Source organism: Streptomyces sp. NPDC006207, assembly GCF_040613835.1.
Classification (GTDB): Bacteria; Actinomycetota; Actinomycetes; order Streptomycetales; family Streptomycetaceae; genus Actinacidiphila.
The window spans coordinates 173160-194068 of sequence record NZ_JBEXSX010000003.1 but is presented as its reverse complement, the minus strand read 5'-3'; the positions used below and the strand labels follow the sequence as shown (position 1 = coordinate 194068).

General features: G+C 74.1%; 19 protein-coding genes. 18 read left to right on the top strand and 1 reads right to left on the bottom strand.

The genetic code is table 11. The annotated features are described in order from the left end of the window. The first annotated feature begins 20 nt into the window (after nucleotides 1–20). From ABZ312_RS03585 to ABZ312_RS03565, 5 genes are read left to right on the top strand one after another with little or no spacing between them, the layout of a single operon-like run. Nucleotides 21–791 (top strand): 4'-phosphopantetheinyl transferase family protein, encoded by a 771-nt coding sequence (locus ABZ312_RS03585; protein ID WP_499513965.1) that lies wholly within the window; start codon nucleotides 21–23, stop codon nucleotides 789–791. Next, nucleotides 788–5110 carry a non-ribosomal peptide synthetase gene (locus tag ABZ312_RS03580; RefSeq protein WP_500436352.1) on the top strand — a complete coding sequence of 1441 codons (4323 nt, stop codon included), beginning with the start codon at nucleotides 788–790 and terminating at the stop codon, nucleotides 5108–5110. The genes ABZ312_RS03585 and ABZ312_RS03580 overlap by 4 nt, the downstream gene beginning before the upstream one ends. Then, nucleotides 5107–5361: an acyl carrier protein gene (locus ABZ312_RS03575; RefSeq protein ID WP_500325477.1), complete on the top strand. Its 255-nt coding sequence runs from the start codon at nucleotides 5107–5109 to the stop codon at nucleotides 5359–5361. Before ABZ312_RS03580 ends, ABZ312_RS03575 begins: the two co-directional genes overlap by 4 nt. A 7-nt stretch (nucleotides 5362–5368) precedes the next feature. Then, entirely contained in the window at nucleotides 5369–6115 is a 747-nt protein-coding gene (locus ABZ312_RS03570; protein WP_500325475.1) for a thioesterase II family protein, read from the top strand. Then, complete coding sequence (locus ABZ312_RS03565) at nucleotides 6109–6717, top strand: LysE family translocator (protein ID WP_500325473.1); 609 nt, start codon at nucleotides 6109–6111, stop codon at nucleotides 6715–6717. The genes ABZ312_RS03570 and ABZ312_RS03565 overlap by 7 nt, the downstream gene beginning before the upstream one ends. Before the next feature lie 24 nt (nucleotides 6718–6741). Here ABZ312_RS03565 and ABZ312_RS03560 read toward each other — a convergent pair whose 3' ends face one another. Then, nucleotides 6742–8478 (bottom strand): hypothetical protein, encoded by a 1737-nt coding sequence (locus ABZ312_RS03560; RefSeq protein ID WP_500325471.1) that lies wholly within the window; start codon nucleotides 8476–8478, stop codon nucleotides 6742–6744. 319 nt (nucleotides 8479–8797) lie between these two features. On the opposite strand from ABZ312_RS03560, the gene ABZ312_RS03555 reads away from it, so the two are divergent. Genes ABZ312_RS03555 through ABZ312_RS03495 form a run of 13 tightly spaced genes read left to right on the top strand, consistent with a single transcriptional unit; the run spans nucleotide 8798 to nucleotide 20775 of the window. Continuing rightward, the gene (locus ABZ312_RS03555) at nucleotides 8798–8986 is read left to right on the top strand and encodes a lysine biosynthesis protein LysW (protein WP_450387848.1); all 189 of its coding nucleotides are present in this window, start codon (nucleotides 8798–8800) and stop codon (nucleotides 8984–8986) included. Then, entirely contained in the window at nucleotides 8983–9873 is an 891-nt protein-coding gene (locus ABZ312_RS03550; protein WP_499513971.1) for a RimK family alpha-L-glutamate ligase, read from the top strand. Before ABZ312_RS03555 ends, ABZ312_RS03550 begins: the two co-directional genes overlap by 4 nt. 26 nt (nucleotides 9874–9899) lie before the next feature. After that, a complete protein-coding gene (locus tag ABZ312_RS03545) occupies nucleotides 9900–10550 on the top strand; it encodes an aspartate aminotransferase family protein (protein WP_500436350.1) in 651 nt (216 codons plus the stop codon). After that, nucleotides 10547–11866: a DegT/DnrJ/EryC1/StrS family aminotransferase gene (locus tag ABZ312_RS03540; protein WP_500325468.1), complete on the top strand. Its 1320-nt coding sequence runs from the start codon at nucleotides 10547–10549 to the stop codon at nucleotides 11864–11866. The genes ABZ312_RS03545 and ABZ312_RS03540 overlap by 4 nt, the downstream gene beginning before the upstream one ends. Next, the gene (gene argC, locus ABZ312_RS03535) at nucleotides 11859–12923 is read left to right on the top strand and encodes an N-acetyl-gamma-glutamyl-phosphate reductase (RefSeq protein ID WP_500325467.1); all 1065 of its coding nucleotides are present in this window, start codon (nucleotides 11859–11861) and stop codon (nucleotides 12921–12923) included. The genes ABZ312_RS03540 and argC overlap by 8 nt, the downstream gene beginning before the upstream one ends. Further along, the gene (locus ABZ312_RS03530; RefSeq protein WP_500436348.1) at nucleotides 12920–14782 is read left to right on the top strand and encodes a M20/M25/M40 family metallo-hydrolase; all 1863 of its coding nucleotides are present in this window, start codon (nucleotides 12920–12922) and stop codon (nucleotides 14780–14782) included. Before argC ends, ABZ312_RS03530 begins: the two co-directional genes overlap by 4 nt. Then, nucleotides 14779–15591 (top strand): thiamine pyrophosphate-binding protein, encoded by an 813-nt coding sequence (locus tag ABZ312_RS03525; protein ID WP_500436347.1) that lies wholly within the window; start codon nucleotides 14779–14781, stop codon nucleotides 15589–15591. The genes ABZ312_RS03530 and ABZ312_RS03525 overlap by 4 nt, the downstream gene beginning before the upstream one ends. Continuing rightward, entirely contained in the window at nucleotides 15588–15806 is a 219-nt protein-coding gene (locus ABZ312_RS03520) for a hypothetical protein (RefSeq protein WP_500358387.1), read from the top strand. Before ABZ312_RS03525 ends, ABZ312_RS03520 begins: the two co-directional genes overlap by 4 nt. After that, entirely contained in the window at nucleotides 15803–16021 is a 219-nt protein-coding gene (locus ABZ312_RS03515; RefSeq protein ID WP_500436345.1) for a hypothetical protein, read from the top strand. The genes ABZ312_RS03520 and ABZ312_RS03515 overlap by 4 nt, the downstream gene beginning before the upstream one ends. Beyond that, nucleotides 16018–16962 (top strand): transketolase family protein, encoded by a 945-nt coding sequence (locus ABZ312_RS03510; protein ID WP_500325462.1) that lies wholly within the window; start codon nucleotides 16018–16020, stop codon nucleotides 16960–16962. The genes ABZ312_RS03515 and ABZ312_RS03510 overlap by 4 nt, the downstream gene beginning before the upstream one ends. Next, complete coding sequence (locus tag ABZ312_RS03505) at nucleotides 16950–18203, top strand: ATP-grasp domain-containing protein (RefSeq protein WP_500325460.1); 1254 nt, start codon at nucleotides 16950–16952, stop codon at nucleotides 18201–18203. Before ABZ312_RS03510 ends, ABZ312_RS03505 begins: the two co-directional genes overlap by 13 nt. Further along, nucleotides 18200–19549: an amidohydrolase family protein gene (locus ABZ312_RS03500; protein ID WP_500325458.1), complete on the top strand. Its 1350-nt coding sequence runs from the start codon at nucleotides 18200–18202 to the stop codon at nucleotides 19547–19549. Before ABZ312_RS03505 ends, ABZ312_RS03500 begins: the two co-directional genes overlap by 4 nt. Further along, a complete protein-coding gene (locus ABZ312_RS03495) occupies nucleotides 19546–20775 on the top strand; it encodes an MFS transporter (RefSeq protein WP_500436343.1) in 1230 nt (409 codons plus the stop codon). Before ABZ312_RS03500 ends, ABZ312_RS03495 begins: the two co-directional genes overlap by 4 nt. The last annotated feature ends 134 nt before the right edge of the window (nucleotides 20776–20909 follow it).

Below are 20909 nucleotides of genomic sequence, written 5' to 3'. Positions count from 1 at the left end.
CACCGATGGAGGCAGTGCTCATGGACACCGCGGTACCGTCCGCCGACCCGCTCGCCGACAGCGCCGACGTGTGGCTGCTCGCCGAGGAGGACGTGGACCGGTTCGCCGAGGCGACGGGCGGTCTGGAACTGCTGACCGACGAGGAGCGCGCCCGGCACGACCGGCTGCTGTTCCCCGCCGCCCGGCGCCGCTTCCTCGGCGCACGGCTGCTGTCCCGTCAGGTCCTGTCGCTCTACACCGACGAGCCACCGGACTCGTGGCGCTTCCGCAAGGGCAAGTACGGCCGGCCCGTCGTCGACGGTGCCGACTGGGGGCTGGACTTCAACATCACCCACACCAACGGGCTGATCGCCGCCATCGTCGTGCGCGGCCGCACCGCCGGAGTGGACGCCGAGACCACCCCCGCCCGGCCCGAGGCGATGCAGTTCGCGCCGAAGGTCTTCACCCCCCTGGAGAACGAGGTGCTGCGGCGCGACCGCGAGGACCAGCGCGGTCACGCCTTCGCCGACTCCTGGGTCGCCAAGGAGGCGTACACCAAGGCCACCGGCATGGGCATGTGCCGGGGCTTCGACGCCTTCTCCGTGCACCGCCTGCGCGACGGCGGCCTGGCCGTCGTCGACGACGAGATCCCCGAACCCGAGCGCCCCCTGTGGCAGGTGCAGGTGCTCCAGGTGTGGGACCGGTTCGCGCTCGGCGTGGCCATCCGCGCCAGCGAGGACGACGAGGGGCCGCTGCCGGTACGGCTGCGCTCCGCCATGGCAGAACTCCTCCCGGAGGGGACATCCCGATGACCGCGAACGACGACGCCCACGCCCCCTTCCCGCTGACCGAGATCCAGTACGCGTACTGGGTCGGCCGCGGCCCCAACTTCGTGCTCGGCAACGTCGCCCCGCACGCCTACTTCGAGCTGGAGGGCCGCCGCCTGGACCCGGCGCTGCTCTCCCGCGCCTGGACCCGGCTGATCGAGCGGCACGGCATGCTGCGCTGCGTCGTCGGCGAGGACGGCCGGCAGCGGATCCTGCCCGAGGTCCCCGCCTACGAGATCCGCTGCACCGACCTGCGCGGGGCGCCCCCGCAGGAGGCGCAACGGCATCTGGCCGAGGTGCGCGAGGAGATGTCGCACCGCGTGTACACCGCGGCCGACTGGCCGCTGTTCGACATCCGCATGTCCCGGCTGCCCGGCCACGACCGGCTGCACGTCAGCCTCGACCTGCTCATGGTCGACCTGGCCAGCATCACCGTGCTGTTCAGCGAGTGGGCGCAGCTGTGCCAGGACGAGGAGCGGGTGCTGCCGCCGGTCGAGGTGGGCTTCCGCGACTACGCGCTCGCCCTGGAGCGGGGCGACGAGTCGCCGCGGCACCGCGAGGCACGGGAGTACTGGACGGCGCGCGCCGCGACGCTGGCCCCGCCGCCCGACCTGCCGCTGGCCAAGTCCCCGGTCGCCGTGCACAAGCCGGTCTTCACGCACCGCGAGTTCCACCTGGCGCCGGAGGACTGGAAGCGGCTGCAGGGGCGCTGCGAGGAGCGAGGCCTGACCCCGACGGCGCTGCTGGCCACGGTGTTCTCCGAGGTCCTGGCGATGTGGAGCGGCACCCGCCGGTTCACCCTCAACCTCACCCTCTTCAACCGGCTCCCGCTGGTGCTCTCCGGCGACGGAGCAGGGCACCGCGGAGTCCACCCCCATCTGCGCCGCGTGGTCGGCGACTTCACGTCCATCTGCCTGCTGGAGACGGACGCGAGCGGCGGCGTTCCGCTGGCCGAGCGGGCCGGCCGCGTCCAGCGGCAGCTGCGCAAGGACCTGCGGCACCGCCACGTCAGCGCCCTGCAGGCGCTGCGCGAACGTCGCCGCCTCGGCCTGCAGAACGGCTTCGAGACGATGCCGGTCGTCTTCACCAGCGGCCTGGGCACCGCCGCGGACGTCTCGTCGGCCATGGACCACTTCGGTTCCATCACGTACCGGATCAGCCAGACCCCGCAGGTCTGGCTCGACCACCAGGTCGTCGACATCACCGGAAGCCTGGACCTGACCTGGGACGCGGTCGAGGAGCTCTTCCCCGAGGGCATGCTCGACGACATGTTCGCGGCCTACACCGGCGCCGTGGCGCGGCTCGCCGCCGACGGCGCCCCGTGGGACGAGGAGCTGGTGATCCCGCTCCCCGCCCACCAGCTCACCGCCCGGGAGGCCGCCAACGGCACCGAGGGCGAGGCGCCGTCCGGACTGCTGCACTCCGCGCTGCCCGACCGTGCCGAGCGGCATCCGGGGCGTCCCGCCGTGATCACGACCACCGGCACCGTGACCTACGGCGAACTCGCCGCGTGGGCCGCCTCCGTCGCCGGCCGGCTCTCCGGCGGCGACCTGCGCGACCGTACCGTCGGCATCACCCTCGACAAGGGCCCCGCCCAGGTCGCCGCCGCCTACGGCGTGCTCATGGCGGGCGGCGCCTACCTCCCGGTCGGGCCGCAACTGCCCGCCCTGCGTCGGGAGCGCATCCTCACGGACGCCGGGGCGGTCGCGGTGGTCACGGACGCCGGGACGGACGCGCGGCTGGAGTGGCCGCAGGACCTGCCCCGCGTCGTCACCGAGCCGCCCTCCGGCACCACCGCCACCCCGGACGCCGCCGTGCAGGCGGGCCCGGCCGACCCCGCCGACCTGGCGTACGTCCTCTACACCTCGGGCTCGACCGGCACCCCCAAGGGCGTGATGATCGAGCACCGGGCGGCCCTCAACACCGTCGCCGACATCAACGAGCGCTTCGGGATCGGCCCCACCGACCGTCTCTTCGGCCTCGCCGACCTCGGCTTCGACCTGTCCGTGCACGACCTGTTCGGCACCTTCGCCGCCGGGGCCGCGCTGGTGCTGCCCGACCCGGACCAGCGGGCCGAACCCGCGCACTGGGCCGAGGTGATGGCCGCGCACGGGGTGACGGTGTGGAACTCGGTGCCCGCGCAGATGCAGATGCTGATCGAGCATCTGGAGGCCGGGGGCGCGCAGGTCCTGCCGGACCTGCGGCTGGTGCTGCTCAGCGGCGACTGGATCCCCGTCGACCTGCCCGGCCGCATTCACGCGCTGTGGCCCCGGGCGCGGGTGATCAGCCTGGGCGGTGCCACCGAGGTGTCCATCTGGTCGATCTTCCACCCGGTGGAGGAGGTCCCGGCGGGCGCGACGAGCGTGCCGTACGGCAAGCCGCTGCGGAACCAGACCTTCCAGGTCCTCGACGAGCGGTACGCGCCCTGTCCCGTGTGGACCGCAGGCGAGCTGTACATCGGCGGCCACGGCCTGGCCCGCGGCTACCGGGGCGACGCCGAGCGCACCGCCGCGGCCTTCGTCACGCATCCGGTCACCGGCGAACGGCTCTACCGGACCGGCGACTTCGGCCGCTACCTGCCGGACGGCAGCATCGAGTTCCTGGGCCGTAGGGACGGTCAGGTCAAGATCAACGGACATCGTGTGGAGCTCGGCGAGATCGAGGCGACCCTCACCCGGCACCCGGGCGTGGACAGCGCGGTCGTGGTGAAGGCCGACGGCGAGGCCGGCGCGGCCCGGCTGCTGGGTTACGTCGTCCCGGCCGGGGACCCCGGCGGCGCCGACGGGCTCTTCGTCACCGAGCACGCCGATCCCGACCGGGCCGAAGCCGACTGGCGGGGGCTGTGCTCCGCCGCCGAGGTGCCCGCCCCCGGTCCCTCGCCGCGGGAGCTGCGCGCCGCCTGGGACGTGCTGAACGAGGTGTACGCGACCGCCGTCGGCACCGCCTTCCGCCGCCTGGGCCTGCCCGACGACGCCGCCGGTGTCGCCCCGCGCTACGAGCGCTGGCTGGCCCGGGCGGTGGCGGCACGGCCGCCCGCCGCGGACGGCATCCCCGACGCGCTCGCCGCCCGCAGCCGCACCGTGCTGGGCGTGGTGCTGGGCATCCCCGAGGACGTCACCGACTGGATGCTGGCCCTGGCCGGGGACGTCGCCGGGGTCCTCACCCAGAGCGTGCACTCCGCCGAGCTGTACGCCTCCGACCGCACCCCCGGCGTCTACGAGCGGCTGTTCGGCCCGACGTACGCCGTCGCCACGGAAGCGGTGCGCCGCCTCACCGCCGGATGGCCGGCCGACCGGCCGCTGCGCGTCCTGGAGGTCGGCGCGGGCTACGGCTCGCTGACCCGGCACCTGCTCCCGCTGCTGCCCGCCGGCCGCACCGCGCCCACGGAGTACCTGTTCACCGACATCTCCCGCTACTTCACCGACCGGGCCCGCGAGGTCCTCGGCACGGAGCACCCCTTCCTGCGCTGCGACCTGCTCGACCTGGACGCGCCCCCGCAGACCCAGGGCTTCGAGGACCACACCGCCGACCTGGTCGTCGCCGCGAGCGTGCTGCACGACACCCGTCAGGTGCGCCGCACGCTGCGCACCCTGCGGGGGCTGCTCGCCCCCGGCGGGACCCTGCTGATCGTCGAGCAGACCGCCTTCCACCCGTGGTTCGACCTGGTGATGGGGCTCCAGCAGGGCTTCGACACCTTCGAGGACACCGAACTGCGCACCACGCACCCGCTGCTCGACCGCGCGCAGTGGGCGGCCGAACTCGCCGCCGCGGGCTTCACCGACAGCGCCGTGCTCACGCCCCGCGACGGCGGCCCCGGCTCGGTGGGCTTCGACGTCCTCGTGGCACGCGGCCCCGACCGGCGCAGCCGCTTCGCCCCCGACGCGCTGCGGGACTTCGCCGCCGGGCAGCTGGCCGCCCACATGGTGCCGGCCCAGCTGTTCGCGCTGACCGAGCTGCCGCTCAGCGGCACCGGCAAGGTCGACCGCAAGGCGCTCGCCAAGGCCGGCGCCCGCACCGCCGCGCGCGGCCGGCCCGCGAAGCCGCCGCGCACCGACCGTCAGCGCAAGCTGGTCGAGATCTGGCGCGAGGTGCTCGGCCTCGGCAGCGCCGACCTCGCCGACGACTTCCTGGAGGCGGGCGGCGACTCGCTGCTCGCGGCCCGGCTGGTCGCGTCCTTGCGCACGGCGTTCGGGATCACCGTGCCCGTCGGCACGGTCCTGCAGTACACGACGGTGGAAGCGCTCGACGGCCACCTGGAGGGGCTGCTCGGCCCGTCCGAGCCGCTGACGGAGGAGACACGATGACGTACGAGCAGATGCGGGAGTGGATCGTCGCCTTCCTGGCGGAACTCCTCGACGTCGCGCCCCACGAGATCGACCCGACGCTGCCGCTGGACCACCTGGGCTTCGACTCGGCGACCACCCTCGACCTGTGCGGGCGCCTGGAGGAGGACCTGGGGATCGACACGACACCCAAGGCGATCGCCGACCACCCGACGGCCGACGCCCTCGCGGCCCATCTCGTCGCCGTCCGACCGGCCCCCCTGGGGAGGTAGTCCCGCCGTGATCACCCAACTGTCGGCCCGCTGGCTGGTCAGCGGGCCCGCCCGGCCCGGCGCTCCGAAGCTGTACTGCTTCGCCCACGGCGGGGGTTCGGCCGCCGAGTACGTCCGCTGGGCGCGCGCCCTGACCGGCGTCGAACTGCACGTCGTGCAGCTGCCCGGCCGCGGGTCGCGCTTCGGGGAACCCCCGCTGACCTCGATGGGGACACTGGTCGCCGCGCTCACCGAGCAGGTGGCGTTCGGCGCGCCGTACACGTTCTTCGGGCACAGCCTCGGTGCCCTGGTGGCGTACGAGCTGGCCGGCGCCCTGCGCGAGGCGGGCCGCAGGCTCCCGGAGCGCCTGGTGGTCTCCGGCTTCCCGGCGCCCCACCTGCCGCGCACCTCGCGGGGGCTGCACCTGCTGCCGGACGACGAACTGCTGGCGGAGGTCTCCCGGCTGCACGGCGGCATCCCGCGGGAGGTGCTGGACGAACCGGAGCTGCGGGCGCTGGTCGCGGTGCCGCTGCGGGCGGACTACACGATCGTGGAAACCTACCGCTGGGGGGACCGGCCCGCGCTGGAGGTCCCCGTGACGGTCTTCGGCGGCCGCGACGACCGGGTCGGCGAGGCCGAACTGGCGGCCTGGCAGGAGCTGACGACCCTTCCGGTGGAGGTGCGCACCTTCCCCGGTGGCCACTTCTACCTGCGCGAGCACAGCGCGGTCGTGCTCCGCGCGCTCGCCGCCCGGCTGCGGACGCCGCCGTGCTGACCTTCGCCGCCGCCTCGCTCGTCCTGATCGTGATCCCCGGGCCCGACCAGGCGCTGATCACCAGGAACGCCCTGGCAGCGGGCCGCGCGGGCGGGCTGCTGACGATGGTGGGCGGGGTGCTCGGGCTGGGCGTGCACATCGCCTCGGCCGCGCTCGGGGTCTCGGCGCTGCTGATGGCCTCGACGGTCGCCTTCACGGTGCTGCGCACCGTGGGCGCGGGCTACCTGCTGTACATGGGCTTCACGACCCTGCGCGCGGCCCGCCGCGCCGCCGACTCCCCGGAGCCGGCGGACGGGGACCCGCCGCCGAACGGCGCGGCCCACCTGCGGCAGGGCTTCCTGTCCAACTCCCTCAACCCGAAGGTCGCCCTGTTCTTCGTGACCTTCCTCCCGCAGTTCCTGCCCGCCCAGGGCAGCGTCCTGCCGCGCGCGCTCCTGCTCTCGCTGGTCTTCGCCGTGCTGTACGTGACCTGGTTCGGCACCTACGTCGTCGTGGTCGACCGGGTCGGCGCGGTACTGCGCCGGCCCGTGGTGCGGGCCCGCGTCGAACGCGTCACCGGAGTGCTGCTCATCGGTTTCGCGCTGCGCCTCGCGGTGCACTGAGCGCGCGGCCTGCTCCGGGCGGCGCTACCCGCGGCCCGCCCGGAGCCGGCAGACGACGAGGTCCCGTGGGTCCGCGGTCTCCGGGCAGTCGTAGACCTCCTCGATGCGGGCCGCGACCGAGGGGTCGACCCGGTCCAGGTCGAACCAGGCGCGCTGCAGGACGGCGTAGGGCGCCGGGTCCTCGGTGATGCAGCGGGCGTTCTCGGCGTGCGACCGGAGCGCGCTCACGTCCGGCAGGTACCGCACGCGCTGCAGGAAGGTGGGGATCGGGTACCGGCACCGCACCGGGTGGTCCACGAAGTAGGCGTCGTCGCCGAAGGCCAGGTAGAGCACGGGCGCGCCGTCGGGGATCCGCCGGCGCACCGCGTCCGCCGCGGCGGCCTTGTCCGCGCTGGTCCGCAGGTACTCGGCGTTGGTCGAGCTCACCCCGGCACGGCTCATCAGGTGCGGGGAGGAGGGCCAGACCGTCACCGCCACGCACAACGCCCCGCAGAGCGCGACCGGGGCCAGGGCGGCGCGACGCCACCGGGCGGTGCCGGGGCGGCGCGCACCGTCACGGGCCAGGCGCAGGTCGGCGCACGCCGCGGCCAGGGCGACAGCGCCGGCCAGCCAGCCCGCCGCCGTCCCCTGGGCCCAGGCGGGCGCGAGGGAGGCGAGGGGCACCAGTACCGCGTACAGCGCCGTGACCGCGGTCAGGAAGAGCGGCGGCCGCTTGAGGTCCGCGTACCAGCGGGCCACCGCCAGGCCCCACACGGCCGCGGCGAAGACCGGCAGGGCGGCGGCGTGGTAGGCGAACCAGTTGCCCTGCACCGCCACCGCGGCCAGGCAGCCGGCGCAGACCAGCACCGCCAGCACGGCCCACTCCACCCGCTTGCGCCGGTCCGCCTGACGGGACAGCAACAGCAGCAGCGCGGCGGGGAGCAGGGCGACCATCGGGCTGAAGTAGACCCGGTTCGCCAGGAAGTCGGCGGCCCTGTCGAGCAGGAAGGCGGGGTCCACGCCCTGCCGGGTCAGCGCCCCCTTGTTGATCCGGGGCATGTCGCGGACCCACTGCCACTCGTGGGACCCCGACCACAGACTGATCGCGAAGAGCAGGGCCCCGCCGGCCACCGTCGTCCCGGCGAGCAGCAACGCCCTGAGCCGGTCGACGGCGAGGACGACGAGAAGCGCCATCGCGGCCGTCGCCGCCGTGGAGTACTTCATCAGCACCGCGAGCGCCAGCGGCAACGACGCCACGAGCGCGGCGGTCCACGGCCGGTCGAGGCCCAGCACCAAGGCGACCGCCACCACCGACAGCAGCGTCGCGGCCCACTCGGGTTGCAGGAAGTCGGTCCGCGGCGCGAACGCGAGGGAGAGCCCTACCACGGCGGCCGTGATCGTCGCGTCGCGACGCGGCAGACGGCGTGCCATGGCCCAGCGCAGCACCAGCGCCGCGGCCGCGCACAGCAGGATTCCGGCGAGCCGGATGATCATCTCGCGCACGGCGACCGGTCCGGCCGTGACCGAGTCCAGCCCGGCGACGAACCACCGGTAGAAGAACGGCCGGTGGGTGAACGTCTCGGAGGGCGAGAGGCCGTCCGCGCCGGCGGTCCGCAGGCACGCCAGGACGTACCGGATGTCCCCGTGGAGTTCCGCCGTCGTGACGGACCAGCCGAGCAGCGCGAGCACGGGGAGCGCGGTGACCCAGTGGAGGAGCCGCGGGGTGCGGCGGGTGGCCGGTGGGAGCGGCGTGTCGAGGGTGAGCAGGCCCGAGTCGTTCACGGGCCGAAGCTAGCATCCACATAACGGACTTATCGAACACATCGTTCGACGGATGCCGCCGTCACCGTCCGTTCCCCGGATGTTCATCCGCACCGTCGTCGCACCGTGATCCGCACCGTGGTCGCACCGCAGCAAGGTGAATTCCACTTTCGCGGGAAACCCCGGTGCCGGTGTGCGCGCCGGACGGGCCGGTTTCCCATTGAGGATCCCGATGGCCGTATCACGAGGACGGCGGCGAACCCGCTGGACCGCCGAGTTGCCGGCGGGGGATTCTGAAGTTGCTTTTTCCGCCCCGGAATGCAGTGGAAAGGAAAGAGAAATGACTGCTCCTGTCGCGGCGCTCCAGTGCCTGGTGTGCGACACGGACATCCCGGTCCGGCAGGACTGGCTGAAGGGCGAGATCACCGAGTGCGCGGCCTGCGGCCAGGAGCACGAGGTCGTCGAGAAGTCCGAGGCCGGCGCACGGATAGAGCTCGCGCCCGAGGTCGAAGAGGACTGGGGCGAGTGACCGGGTCCGACGCCGGGTTAGAGGTGCTGCTGTCGGCCACCGTCCTGCGCCCCGACGAGAAACTCCTCCTGGAGGCGTTGCGTTCGCGGGGGCTCGCGGTCCGCCCGGTCCTGCTGGAGGACCTGGCGGGGCTGGTGACGGGCCGGAAGAAACCGCCCGCCCTCGCACTCATCCGCAATCTCTCGCACCGCGAGGCCGTCAATGTGGCCCGCCGGCTGGAATTCAGCGGAGTTCCCGCGCTGAATCGCGCGACGACGATCGAGACCTGCAACGACAAGGGCCTGCAGGCCCTGTTGTTCAGCAGGCACGGCGTCCCCCACCCGGAGTCCTTCCACGCCTTCAGCTACGCGCAGGTCCGCGAGTCGGTCGGCGAGGTCGGACTGCCCGCCGTCATCAAGCCGGTGAGCGGCTCCTGGGGCCGCGGGGTCTCCCGGATGACCAGCGAGGAGTGCGTCGAGGCGTGGATCGGCGGACGGGAGTCCGCGGACGCCGCGGGCAAGCTCTTCCCCGTCCTGGTCCAGCGGTACGTCGACAAGCCCGGCCACGACCTGCGGATCGTGGTCGTCGGCCGCACACCCGTCGTCGCCATCCGGCGGGTCTCGCCGGACTGGCGCACCAACACCCACCTCGGAGCCGAGGTCGTACGGGTCCCGTTGACCCGCGAGATGGAGAAGCGCTGCGCCCAGGTGGTGGACGCGCTCGGCGAGGGCTTCTACGGGGTCGACCTCGTCGAGGACCGCACCACCGGCGAGCTGATGGTCCTGGAGGTCAACGCGAACCCCGAGTTCGCCCGCTCCTCCGCCAAGCACGGCGTGGACGTGGCCGGCCACCTCGCGGACTACGTCGTCGAGACCTACCGGCCCGAGTCCGCCGCCACCGCCGCGTAACCGGCAGACGGAGGAGAACCCCACCCATGGAAGCGTTCGACACCGCCACGGTGCTCACCCGGGTCCTCACCTCGGGCGTGGTGATGAGCATCGAGAAGAGCGACCGCGAACTGCCCGGCCTGGAGCGGCTGCTCACCCGGCGCACCGGCCGCGCCAGGGCCGCGCTGTTCAACAGCCGCAGCGGCGCCCTGCACGGGGCGCTCGCCGGGCAGGGCATCGGCCACGGCGACCGCGTCGCCGCCCGGCCGGGCGCCGGCGACCGGGAACGCGCGTTCCTGGACTGGCTCGGCATCACCGCCGTCGCCGGCGCCACCGGCGACGCCGCGGGCCCGGTCCCGTACGACCTGGTCGAGCTTGACGTCGGCAACGCCCACGACCTGGCCCGGCTCGCCGCCGCGGGCACCGCGCCGGTGCTCGTCGTCGACCTCACCGGCCTCGGTTTCGGCCCGGCCGCCGCGGTCCTGACCGACGACCCCGCCGTGTGGGCCCGCGCCGAACGGCTCAAGATCTTCGGCGCGTACGACCTGCGCACCATGTGGACGCAGGAGGAGGCCGACCCGCGACTGGTGCCCGGCGTGCAGTTCAACTACCGGCTGAGCCCGCTGGTCGCCGCCTGCGTCCGGATGGCCCTCACCCAGGCCGCCCCGCCGGGCGACCTCTCGGGAGCTGACTCATGATCACCGACTTCCCCGCGGCACCCCTGCCGCTGCCGCACCCCGACGACGTGACCGCCGAACTGGCCGCCCTCGGCGGCGCGCCGGTCATCCCCAGGGACCTGCGCCGCACCCTGTTCCCGGTCATCACCAAGGAGGACGTCTTCAACCTCCTGCTGGCCCAGCGGCAGGACCCCGACAAGGTCGTCGCCGACTTCGCCGAGGCCTACCGGGCCTACGTGGGCGCGGCGTTCGCGCTGCCCACCGCCAGCGGCACCTCCAGCCTGCACATGGCGCTGGTCGGCGCGGGCGTCCGGCCCGGCGACGAGGTGATCGTCCCGGCGTTCACCTTCATCGCCACCGCGCAGGCCGTCGTGGCCGCGCACGCGGTCCCGGTCTTCGTCGACGTCGACCCGCGCACCTACTGCATGGACCCGGCCGCGGCCGAGGCGGCGGTCACCGAGCGCACCCGCGCCCTGATGCCCGTCCACGTCCACGGCCTGCCCGCCGACGTGACCGCGCTGCGCGCCCTGGCCGACCGCCGCGGCCTCGCCCTGGTGGAGGACGCCTCGCACGCCCACTCCGCCCGCGTCGGCGACCGCGTGGCCGGCTCCTTCGGCGACGCCGCCGGGCAGAGCCTGATGGCCGACAAGAACTTCCCGCTCGGCGGCGAGGGCGGCATCGCCTTCTTCGCCGAGCAGGAGTCGTACGACCGGGCCACGGCCTACCTCGACCGGCACGGCATCGACTACGGCATGGCCTGGATCGCCGCCGCCTTCGGCGCGAGCCAGTTGCAGCGGCTGCCGTACTACGACGCGGTCCGCGCCCGGAACGCCGCCCTGCTCGGCGAGGCCCTGAAGGACACCGGCCTGTTCACCCCGCCGTACGTGCCCGAGGGCCACGTCCACGCCTACAACATGTACCGGGTCACCCTGCACCCCGAGGCGATCGGCCTGGCGGACCTGCCCGCGTACGCGGTCAAGGAGGCCGTCCACGAGCTGCTGGTCGCCGAGGGCGTACCGGCCCGCGAGTGGCAGAACACGCCCATCCCCTGCCACCTGCCCTTCGTGCACCGGGCCGGCTTCGGCGGCGGTCACCCCTTCACCCTCAACCCGGGCGCCGTGCGCGACCACACCCCGCAGGACTTCCCGGTGATCCGGCACATGCTCGACACCACGCTCGTGCTCTGCCGCGAGCTGCGCTCCCCGGTCGAGTACGAGCGCATCCTGCGCTACGCCGACGCCTTCGCCAAGGTCGCCCGCCGGCCCGACGCGATCCGCAAGCTCGTCCAGGAGGGCGACTTCCGCCGTCCCTACGAGAAGGCGGCCCGCCTTGGCTGACACCACGCCCGGCACGGTCCGGGTCGCCGTCGCGGGGGCCAGCGGCTACAGCGGGGGAGAGCTCGTCCGGCTGCTGCTGGACCACCCCGGCGTGGAGCTCGCCTTCCTGTCCGCCGAACGCGCCGCCGGTGCCGCGCTCGGCGCCGTCCACCCGTGGCTGCGCAACCACCCGCGTGCCGCGGGGCTGACGCTGCGCCCGCTGCGGGAGCTGGCCGACGAAGGCAACGACGTCGACGTCGCCATCTCCTGCCTGCCCACCGGCACACTGCCCGGGCTGCTGCCGCTGCTGTCCGGGCACGCCAAGCGGGTCCTCAACGTCGCGGGCGACTTCCGGCTGCGCGACCCGGGCGAGGTCCGCGCCCACTACCCGCGCACCGCCGAGCAGCCGGCCGCCGAGGACTTCGCGTACTACGTCCCGGAGCTGTCCCCGGCCGTCCCGCAGGGCCGCTTCGTCAACCTGCCCGGCTGCATGGCCGTCGCCTCGGTCTACGCCCTGCACCCGCTCTTCGCGGACGGGCTCGCGCTGCCCGAGGTCGTCGTCGACGCCAAGACCGGATCCACCGGCGGCGGCCGGGACAGCGGCGAGCACCCCGCGGAGCGGGCCGGCAACTTCCGTGTCCACAAGCCCTTCGGGCACCGGCACGCCCCCGAGATCCGGCAGGCCATCGCCGACCTCACCGGCACCGTGCCCGAGCTGCGCTTCACCAGCCACAGCCTCGACGTGCCCCGCGGCATCCTCGTCACCGGGTACGCCCGGCTGCGCGAGGGCGTGACCGGCCTGGACGTCAAGCGCGCCTACGCACGCGCCTACAAGGGCCGCCCCTTCGTCAAGGTGCGCCCCGCGCCCAGGGCGCCGCAGGACTTCCCGATGCTCAAGGCGGTCGTGGGCTCCAACGTCGCCGAGGTCGCCGTCGTCGTCAAGGACGACCAGGCCGTCGCCGTCGCCGCCCTGGACAACCTGGTCAAGGGCGCGGCCGGGCAGGCCGTCCAGGCGATGAACCTGCTCTGCGGCCTCGACGAGACCGAGGGCCTGCCCCGGACGGCGGTGGCACCGTGACGTCCCCGTACCGGCCCCTGTACGTCGTCAAGGTGGGCAGCGCCACCCTCGCCCGCGGCGCGATCCTCCACGAGCTGTCCGACCTCGTCGCCCGCGGCGCCCGCGTCCTGCTCGTGGCGGGCGGCGCCGTCGGCATCGAGCGGCACTACACCGCCCTCGGGCGCGCCATGCCCGAAATGCGCCTCGCGAGCGGCGACACCGTGCGCTACTGCCCGCCCGAGGAGATGACGCACATCGTCGACGCCTACGAGCGGGTCACCCTGCCCTCGGTCGAGGCGGGCCTGCGCGACCTGGGCCGTACCGTCCTCACCGCCGTCGCCGCCCGCGGCGGGCTCGTCGGCGGGCGCGCCAACCGGCCGCTGAAGACCGTCACGCCCGAGGGCCGCAGCCGCGTCGTGCGCGACCACCGGGCCGGGGTCCCGCAGGACGTCGACACGGCGGCGCTGCGCGCCCTGCTGGACGCGTACGACGTGGTGTGCGTGTCGCCGCCGGTGCGCGACCGCGACGGGGGCGCCCCCCTCAACGTGGACGCCGACGTCCTGGCCGCCGCCCTCGCGCGCGCCCTGGACGCCGACCACCTCCGCCTCGTCACCGGCACCGCCGGACTGCTCACCGACCCCGCCGACCCGGCGTCGACGCTCCGCCACGCCCACCCCGGCGAGGCCGCGCGGTACGCGGGCGGCCGCATGCGGCAGAAGGTCCGCGCCGCCGAACTCGCCCTCGACGGGACCGGGGACGTCGCCATCACCGGCCCCCACACCCTGGCCGAGCCCACCGGCTGGACCCGGTTCTGGCGCGAGGCGCCCCCCGAGCAGGACCTGACCCTGCTCGGCCGCGCCGCCGGCATCCCCTCCGTCTCCGGGGACGAGCACGAACTCGCCGCCTACCTGCGCGAGTGGTGCGCCGGGCACGGCATCGACGCGCACATCGACGCCGTGGGCAACCTCGTCGCCACCCGCGGGGACGGCCCGCGCCGCCTGCTGCTCCTCGGGCACCTCGACACCGTGCCGCACCACTGGCCGGCCGCCTGGCAGGACGGCGAACTCTCCGGCCGGGGCACCGTCGACGCCAAGGGGAGCCTCGCCGCGTTCCTGGAGGTGCTGGCCGCGGCCGACGTCCCGGACGACGGCCAGCTGCGGGTCGTCGGCGCCGTCGAGGAGGAGGTCTCCTCAGCCAAGGGTGCCTTCCACGCCCGCGACCACTACCCGGCCCACGCCGTCGTCGTCGGCGAGCCCAGCGGCTCCGGCACCCTCACCCTCGGCTACTTCGGCCTGTTCAAGCTCCGCCTCACGGCCACCGCCGCCAGCGGCCACTCCGCGGGCATGGGCGCCGTCACCGCGCCCGACCTGCTGCTGCGCGCCGTCGCCGGCATCCGCGCCGCCGTCGCCGCCCACGCGCCCGACGCGCTCAGCGCCCTCATCGACGTCCGCACCCACGACTCCCGGGAGGCCCAGCGGGCCGTCGGCACGCTCAACTTCCGCATCCCGCCGGACGCCGACCTCGCCACCGTCCGCAAGGCCGCCCTGGTGCTCGACGCCCCTGGCGACGGCCTCGCCGTCGAGGTGCTCCGCGCCACCCCCGGCGTCGCGGGCGGCCGCGCCACCACCCTGGCCAGGTCCTTCGGCCGCGCGTTCGCGCGCGCCGGCATCCGGCCCCGGCACGTCGTCAAGAAGGGCACCTCCGACATGAACACCCTCGCCACGACCTGGCACGGCGTCCCCATGGTCGCCTACGGGCCCGGCGACGCCTCCCTCGACCACACGGACGCCGAACGCCTCCCGGCCGACGAGTACCGCCGCGCCCGCGGCGTCCTCGCCGACGCCGTCCGCCACTGGTTCACCTCCGGCGGCGCGGCATGACGCCCGCGACCGCCGTACGGGAGACCGCGCACCGGCCGCTCGTCGAACGGGCCCGCCGCGCCCGCGAACTCGTCGTCGACATGGCGGCGAGCCCCCGCGGCTGCCACCTGGGCGGGAGCCTGTCCGTCCTCGACGTCCTCGTCGCCGCCCTCGACCACGCCGCCGCGGCGGACGACGGCACCCAGGTCGTCCTGAGCAAGGGCCACGCCGCCGCCGGCCTGTACGCCGCGCTCCACGTCACCGGCGTGATCCCGGACAACCCCGCCCCGCACTACGGTCTGGCCGGCCGGCCCTACACCGGCCACCCGGGACCCAAGGTGCCGGGCGTGGTGTTCCCGACCGGGAGCCTCGGCCACGGCGTGGCGTACGCCGCGGGCTGGGCGCTCGCGCAACGGCTGCAGGGCGGCACCGGCAAGGCGATCGCCGTCGCGGGGGACGGCGAACTCCAGGAGGGCCTGGTATGGGAGACCTGCCAGGTCGCGGCCGCCCAGCGGCTCGGCGGGTTCGTCCTGGTCGTGGACCGCAACGGCGGCCAGAACGACGGCATGGTGGCCGACATCTCCCCCCTGCCGCACCTCGCGGAGCGCTTCGCGGCCTTCGGCTTCGACACCGTCGAGGTCGACGGCCACGACCTGGGCGCGCTGTCGGCCCTGTTCGCCGCCGACCGGTCGGCCGCCACCCGCCCGCTCGCGGTCGTCGCGCACACCGTGAAGGGCAAGGGCGTGCCGCCCGTCGAGGGGAAGGCCGCCTCGCACTACGTGACGATCGACGCCGCGCGCGCCGCCCAGTGGAAGCGACTGATCCGATGACGTTGTCCGGGCGCGACGCCTACCGCGCCGAACTCGCCGCGCTCGCCGCCGGGGACGACCGGGTCCTGTGCCTGGAGGCCGACCTCGGCGGCAGGGGTCACCCCTTCCAGCGGGCGCACCACCGTGGCCGGTTCGGGGCCTTCGGCGGGGACACCGCCACTCGTCCCCTCGCGGTCGCCGTGTGCGCCGCTCCGTGGAAGGGACCGTTGCGATGACGTTGTCCGGGCGCGACGCCTACCGCGCCGAACTCGCCGCGCTCGCCGTCGCGGACGACCGGGTCCTGTGCCTGGAGGCCGACCTCGGCGGCAGGGGTCACCCCTTCCAGCGGGCGCACCACCGTGGCCGGTTCGGGGCCTTCGGCGGGGACACCGCCACTCGTCCCCTCGCGGTCGCCGTGTGCGCCGCTCCGTGGAAGGGACCGTTGCGATGACGTTGTCCGGGCGCGACGCCTACCGCGCCGAACTCGCCGCGCTCGCCGCCGGGGACGACCGGGTCCTGTGCCTGGAGGCCGACCTCGGCGGCAAGGGGCACCCCTTCCAGCGGGCGCACCCCGAACGGTTCCTCAACCTCGGCATCGCGGAGGCCGCGATGGTCGACATGGCGGCCGGGCTGGCCGCCGCCGGATGGAAGCCGTTCGTCTCGACCTTCGCCCCCTTCGCCGCGCTGCGCGCCGCCGAGAGCCTGAAGCTGACCCTCGGCTACCTGCGCGCCGGCGTCACCGTGGTCGCCCCGTACGCGGGCGTGTCCGGCGCGTGGTTCGGCACGACGCACCACTGCCTGGAGGACCTGGCCGTCCTGCGCAGCATCCCCGGCGTGACGATCGCCGCGCCGTACGGGGAGGCCGAGATGCGCTCCGTGGTCCGCGCCGCGGTGCGCTCCGGACGTCCGCACTACATCCGCACCGGCCGCAACGCCGCGTACGAGAGCCTGCGGGCGCCCGTCGCGGAGGGCGGCACCGTCACCTGGGAGCACCACGGCTCCGGCGCCGCCGGCGAGCGGTGCCTGGTCTCGGTCGGCGAGGAGGGCACCCGGCTCGCGCTGGCCGCCCGCGCGGAGTGCCCCGGCACCGCGCACGCCCACCTCACCTACCTGGACCACGCCCACCTCTCCCGCGCCGCGGCCGAACTCGCCCGCCACCACCGCCGCTTCGTCGTCGTCGAAGAGCACCGCACCGAGGGCGGCGTCGCCGAGGCCCTCGCGCTGCTGCTGCCGGCCTGCGAGGTCACCTCCGTCGGCGCCGGCCACGGCTGGCCGTCCGAGGGCGGCGACCACCAGGAGGTGATGGCCGCGCTCGGCCTCCACCTGCCCGCCGTGCTCCGCGCACTGAATCCGATCCCGCACCAACCGAGGGGGTTCTCATGCACGTACTGATGGTCGAATGCAATCCGAACGGCGTCGCCGGCATCGCCAACGCCCTGTCCCTGGGCCATGAGGTGACGCTGGTCAGCGCCGACCCCGGCTTCTACGTCGCCGCGTCACCGCTCGCCGAGCCGGCCTTCGCCCACCCCCGCTGCCGGGTGATCACCAGCGAGTCCGCGTTCTCCATCGACGCGCTGGAGCAGCTGGCGAAGGAGGTGCACGCGAGCAGCCCGGTCCACGGCGTGACGACCTACAGCGAGTACCACACCGTCCACACCGCCTCCGTCGCCCGCGCCCTCGGCCTGCCCGGGATGAGCGTGGAGGGCGCCCTCAACGCCCGCCACAAGCACCGCACCCGGCTCACCCTCGCCGGCACCGACGTGCGCCAGCCGCGCTTCGCGCACGCCCGCGCCCTGGACGAGGTGGAGGCCGCGATCCGCGAGGTGGGCTTCCCGTGCGTGGTCAAGCCCTCCGACGGCACGGCGAGCCTGCACGTCCTGCACCTCACCGGCGAGGAGGACCTGGCGGCCTACCTCGCCGACCTGGCGGAGGTCGCCGACTACGGGCGCGGCGTCACCCGCATCCCGGACGTCGTCGTCGAGGAGTTCGTCGAGGGCGAGCTGGTCTCCGTCGAGGCCGTGGTGCTGGACGGCGGGGAGATCGTCAACCTCGGCATCACCGACCGCTGCCTGAGCGGCTTCCCGTACTTCATCGAGATGGGCGCGACGTACTTCCGCGGCCACCCGCTGCAGGACGAGCTGTTCGAGATGAACGAGAAGGCGCTGCGCGCCCTCGGCATCGACTTCGGCTTCATCCACGCCGAGTACCTGCTGTCCGCCGACGGCCCGGTGCTGTGCGAGGTCAACGGCCGGCTCATCGGCGGCATCGTGCCGCAGCTGATGAAGATCTCCAGCGGGGTGGACCCCTACCTGGAGGTCATCCGCCAGGCGCTCGGTCAGACGCCGGACCTGCCCTTCCCCGGCACGGTCACCGCGAGCGGCCGCTGGTTCGGCTCGCCGGTCGAGGGCACCCTGCGCGCGGTGGACTTCACCGCGCTCAACGAGCAGCCGGGCTTCGTCGAGGCCCTCAGCTACCGCGCCCCCGGCACCGGTGTCGCGCGGCTGTCGAAGAGCAACTTCGACTGGCTCGGCCACGTGATCTTCACCGGCAACGGCCGCGCGGAGGCCGGGGGCCGCTGCGAGGCGGCGCTGGACCGGATCGCCGTCGACCTGTCCGTCCAGGTCGCCCGGTGAGCGCGCTCCGGCGCGTCGCCGTCCCCCTCCTCGACCCGCAGACGCTGTACGACGTGGAGGTCGGCGAGGGGGTCTTCACCCGGATCGAGGCGGTCGCCGACCGGGACGTCCGGGCCGGCGGCGAGCCGGAGCTGTGGCCGGGCTTCGTCGAGGCGCACGCCCACCTCGCGCTGCCCGCCAACTTCGACGACTCCCTCGACGACGCGCGGATCTCCGCCCTGTCGTACCTCTTCCACGGCGTCACGCACGTCGTCGACATGTTCGGCTTCCCGCTGGTCGCCGACGCCTGGGAGGCCGGCCGCGCCACGTCCCCGGTGCCGTACCCGCGGCTGGCGCACTGCGGCTACGCGGCCACCTCCATGCGCGACGGCGAGGGACTGACCGGGCACGGCGTGGAGTTCCCCGCTCCGGTCTTCATGCTCGGGGTCGGCGACGACCTGGAGCCGCTGATCACCGCCAACCGCGCGCGCGGCGCGACCTTCCTCAAGGTCATGTTCACCGACGGCACCGAGCAGCCCGGCACGGCCCGGCGCTTCTCGCGGCTGCCCGCGCCCGTGCTGGAGCACGTCGCGCGGGTGGTCCACGCGCACGGGCTGCCCGCGATCCTCGACTGCAACACCCGCGAGGAGGTCCTGCAGGCGTACGCGTACGGCTTCCGGCTCTTCGCCCACCCCGTCCGCGACCTGGAGCTGACGGCGCAGGACTGGCACGCCCTGGAGGGGGCGCGCTTCGTCTCCACCCTCGGCGGGCTGTACCCGATGGTCATGGAGCGGGAGGACTTCCGGCGCGAGTACGGCAGGCCCGGCTTCCGCGAGACCCAGGACCCGGCCAACCTCGACTTCGTCGCGGGCGTCGAGGAGCCCTTCGGCATCCGCTTCGGCTGCCAGGACACCCGCACCGCCGCGCTCGCCACCATGCGGGCCAACAGCCTCCGGGCCCTGTCCCGCCGCGGCATGCTGGTCGGCACCGACTGCGGCAACACCGGCGCCTTCCACGGCTACAGCCTGCTCGGGGAGCTCGACCGGCTCGCCGGCGACGACCCGCGCGAGCGCGCCGCCCTGCGGCACGGCCTGCTGCGCGCCGCCACCTTGGACAACCGGCTCTTCTTCGACGAGGTGTCCGGGTCGGCACCCTCGCCGGATCTTCTTCACGAAGGCGCCCCCGCGACCTTCAACCTGCTCCCGGCGGCCGCCAAGGAAGAACCGCTGTCCACCCTGCCCGAACTCACCGTCGCGGCAGGCGTGGTGGTCGACCGCCAGGCCGTCGCGCAGGAGATCAGGTCCCTGCGGGCGACCCCCTCGGGAGGGAAGGTCGGCCTGCACCACGACGAGAGGTCGGACTCGTGAACGCAACGGCGAAAAGGACGCTCGCCGGTGTCTGCGTCGGCATCGCGCTGGCGCACGTCGGCAACTACATCTACTTCCCGCACCTCATCTCCACCCTGGGCGTCGAGTACAGCGGTTTCTGGGCCGGGTTCGTGATGTTCCTGACCTACGTGGGCCGGCTGTCCTCCACCTTCTTCTACGAGGGGCTGGGCGCCCGCCTCGGCACCCGCGGCAGCGTCATCGCCGGCATCGCCCTGGAGGCCGTCGCCCTCGGCCTGATGGGCTTCGCGGACGGGCTCGTGGCGTACGGTCTGTGCGCCTTCTTCGTCGGTTTCGGGTCGGGCATGTCCTTCCCGGGGCTGAAGAACATCCTGGGCGCGCTGCCGGAGGAGCACCGCGCGAAGGCCTTCTCGTACTTCCAGATGGCCTGCCAGACCGGCGTCATCGCCGGTGCGGTCGTCGGCGGGCTCTTCCTGTGGGCCGACATGCGCGTGCTGTTCGGGGTGGTCTTCGCGCTCTTCGCGGGCTACTGCCTGGCCGCGGTCTTCGTCATCCCGCGCGACGAGGAGCAGGACCGGGCGGCCGCCGCAGCGACCCCGCTGGTCAACTTCGCGGTCCTGAAGGGCCTGAAGGCGGGTGCGGGCACGCGCTACTTCTTCCTGTCCAGCCTGTTCTGGATCATGTCGATCAGCTTCCTGGTCGGCATGCCGCTGTTCATGGAGGAGTACGTCAAGGGGCTGCCGGTCTCGGCGCCCTTCTGGATCAGCGGCATCACTCTGATGGCGCTGCAGTACCCGGCCTTCCGGTTCATGATCAAGCACTTCCGTCCCGGGCAGGTCATGGCGGTCGCGTTCGGTGCGATGGCGCTGGCGTTCGTCCTGTTCGGCGCGGGGCGGAACGTGCTGTGGGTGGTGGTCGGCTGCTTCGTGGTGGTCTTCGGGGACATCCTCTTCACGCCCTCGTTCGACCTGTGGGTCACCCGGCGGATCCCGGCGGACCGGCTGGCGCGCGCGATGGGCGCCATGCACTTCTTCCGCAGCTTCGGCAACATGGCCGGCACGCTGGTCGCGGGCGCCCTGTTCGACCTGGCCCACAACACCGGGATCCCGGGGCTCAACTGGTACCTCACCGCCGCCCTCGCGGCCGCCTGCGCCCTGGTCAGCCTCGGCGTCTCCGCCCGCGAGCGCACGGCCGAACCCGGCCCCGACCCCGAGACGACCCCCGCCCCCGCGCCTTCGGCGGCCTAGGGAGGGTCGGGTGCACCCGCGGCACCGCACCCGTGCGGTGCCGCCGTGGGGCGCGCCCAGGCGTGCGCCACCGTGACCCGGTCCGCGCACCGGACGCACCGCTGTCCAGGTGCGGCCAGGCCGCTTGCTGACAG